Here is a 2198-nt window from a genome sequence, read left to right as displayed (position 1 = left end):
CAGTGATGCTGCCGCCTTCGTCGAGGCCGTCAGGGAGTCACTGAAGAGTTTAATACCGTGGATGGTATGGGCGCATGAAGATTACACCGAAGAGGACGCACTGAAGTGGTTCAGCTACACCCATTTACAGCGCCGTCAGGGCGTAGCGAATGAATGCGGGTTATTTACAGAAGACGGGCGGCTTCTGGGGGGCGTGGGGCTGCGTTACAGCAGCGGACCCGATATCCCTGCCGCTCTTGGTTACTGGGTACGACGTAGCGAACAGCGTAAAGGTATTGCCCGTCAGGCTGTGTGCCAGATTGCAACGCAGGCTTTTGAACAACCGGATATTGATGTCATCGAGATCCTGGCGGCTGAAAGCAATATCGCCAGCCGCGCTGTTGCCATCCGCGTAGGCGCAGAGCTGATTGCCATACGCTACGGGCTTATCGTATTAAAGAGTGGGCCAATTAACACTGCCATCTATCGGCTTTATCGCCCGCATCAGGTTGCTGAGTGACTGTCGCTGCTGCCCACTGGCATCAATATTCTCTGCAGAAAGCCACTGAGTCAGCACCTGGTTAATCGCTGGCCACTCACTATCAATAATCGAGAACCAGTCTGAATCTCGTGAACGTCCTTTGCGGGCCATCATTTGACGAAAGGTTCCTTCCCAGGTAAACCCCAGACGCAGTGCTGCCTGACGTGAGGGTTCGTTGAGAGAGTCACACTTCCATTCACAGCGGCGATACCCCAGCGTAAAGGCATTGTTAATCATCAGCCAAAGCGCTTCCGTACCGATCACCGTACGTTTCATCAAAGGTGACCATGTGACACCACCAATCTCCAGCACGCCGTTAGACGGGTCGATACGTAAATACGATACCAGGCCGACAGGCTGATCACGCTTTGCACAAAAGAGGGTAAAGGTCACAAAATCTTTCTGCGCTGCACGCTGACTGAGCCAGATACGAAAGGCCTCCAGCGATTCCGGGCGTTCTTCCGTCAGCCAGGTCCAGTCCCGACCATCAGGCGCTGAAGCATAGGCCGTATAAAGGTCCTCGCAATGAAGCTCAACATTCAGGGGTTCTAATCGGCAGTAAATGCCGACCATACTGTTTGCTTCTGGTGCCGGCACAGGCTGCCAATAAGGCAATGCCGGGCCGACTGGTTGGCCAAATTCATTCACACGCTGCGTCATGTCTCTCTCCGTAGTCTGCACTGATTTTCAGCTTAGAAATAAATTTAGCGGCTTGCCAGCATCATGACTGTGCAGTAGCATCCTTTTTTACCTGCACAGGAAACACTCATGATCCGTTTAGCTCTGGTTGGCGACTATCGCCCCGATGCCGTTGCGCATCAGGCCATTCCAAAAGCAGTTCAACTCGCCGCACACGCCCTTCAACGAGATATCAGCTCGCAGTGGCTTCCCACTGAATCCATCAATGATAGCGGGATTTTGCAGGAATATGATGCCCTGTGGCTAACGCCGGGTAGTCCGTATATTAACGACGAGGGGGCATTCCTCACTCTCCGTTATGCCCGGGAAAACAACGTGCCCTTTCTCGGCTCCTGCGGGGGGTTTCAGTATGCCATCGTTGAGTACGCGCGTAATGTCATGGGTTGGAGCGATGCAGGACATGCCGAAACCGACAGCGGTGGGCGCCTGGTGATCGCGCCATTAAGCTGTTCGCTGGTAGAAAAAACCGGGGATATTGTGATTGAACCTGGCTCGCTTCTGGCACAGGCTTACGGTAAGACAGAAATCAGCGAAGGCTATCACTGTAACTTTGGCGTCAACCCGGATTTTGTTGCCGATCTAAAAACGTATCCGCTGCGACTCACCGCCTGGGATCGTGAGGGTGATGTGCGGGCAATGGAACTACCGGGACACAAATTCTATGTAGCCACATTATTCCAGTCCGAACGCGCTGCGCTGCGTGATGAGCTGTCGCCACTGGTCGTCGAACTGCTGCGCGCCGCCAGATAAGGAGCTGCCTCGCCGGGGATGGCCGACGAGGCAGAGCATCTTTCAGCACGCTCAGGGAGCGCTGATGACAACCGCTACACGACGATTTTCTGCCCGGCCCTGTGATGTTTTGTTGCTCTGTACCGGGTCGCTGTCACCCAAACCGCGGGTCGTGATATTGCTGCGTGGTACACCCGCTCCGCTTGCCCAGGCATCGGCGACCACGTTGGCACGCTTCAGTGACAACGCC

At 54.7% G+C, this 2198-nt stretch carries 4 protein-coding genes; 2 read left to right on the top strand and 2 right to left on the bottom strand.

What is annotated here, in order from left to right:
- A partial coding sequence (locus WH277_RS02545) for a GNAT family N-acetyltransferase (RefSeq protein ID WP_339504232.1) occupies window positions 1–499 on the top strand: 499 nt, incomplete at its 5' end.
- Here the strand turns inward: WH277_RS02545 and WH277_RS02540 are convergent.
- Entirely contained in the window at window positions 434–1180 is a 747-nt protein-coding gene (locus WH277_RS02540; RefSeq protein ID WP_339456520.1) for a GNAT family N-acetyltransferase, read from the bottom strand. The genes WH277_RS02545 and WH277_RS02540 overlap by 66 nt on opposite strands.
- Before the next feature lie 108 nt (window positions 1181–1288).
- Between WH277_RS02540 and WH277_RS02535 the strand changes: the two genes are divergently transcribed.
- Window positions 1289–1969 carry a CTP synthase C-terminal region-related (seleno)protein gene (locus tag WH277_RS02535; protein ID WP_339456522.1) on the top strand — a complete coding sequence of 227 codons (681 nt, stop codon included), beginning with the start codon at window positions 1289–1291 and terminating at the stop codon, window positions 1967–1969.
- Window positions 1970–2020: 51 nt separating this feature from the next.
- On the opposite strand, the gene WH277_RS02530 is transcribed toward WH277_RS02535, so the two are convergent.
- Window positions 2021–2198 (bottom strand): OmpA family protein (locus tag WH277_RS02530; RefSeq protein ID WP_339504234.1); only part of this gene is annotated, 178 nt, incomplete at its 5' end.

Origin of the sequence: Erwinia sp. MYb416 (genome assembly GCF_037479575.1) — a bacterium.
Taxonomy (GTDB): domain Bacteria; phylum Pseudomonadota; class Gammaproteobacteria; order Enterobacterales; family Enterobacteriaceae; genus Erwinia; species Erwinia rhapontici.
This window is presented reverse-complemented; position numbering and strand designations above follow the sequence as displayed.

Bases quoted from the DNA above. Each gene is read 5' to 3' on its own strand.
- WH277_RS02535 (WP_339456522.1), top strand. From the start codon at position 1,289: ATGATCCGTTTAGCTCTGGTTGGCGACTATCGCCCCGATGCCGTTGCG.
- WH277_RS02540 (WP_339456520.1), bottom strand. From the start codon at position 1,180: ATGACGCAGCGTGTGAATGAATTTGGCCAACCAGTCGGCCCGGCATTG.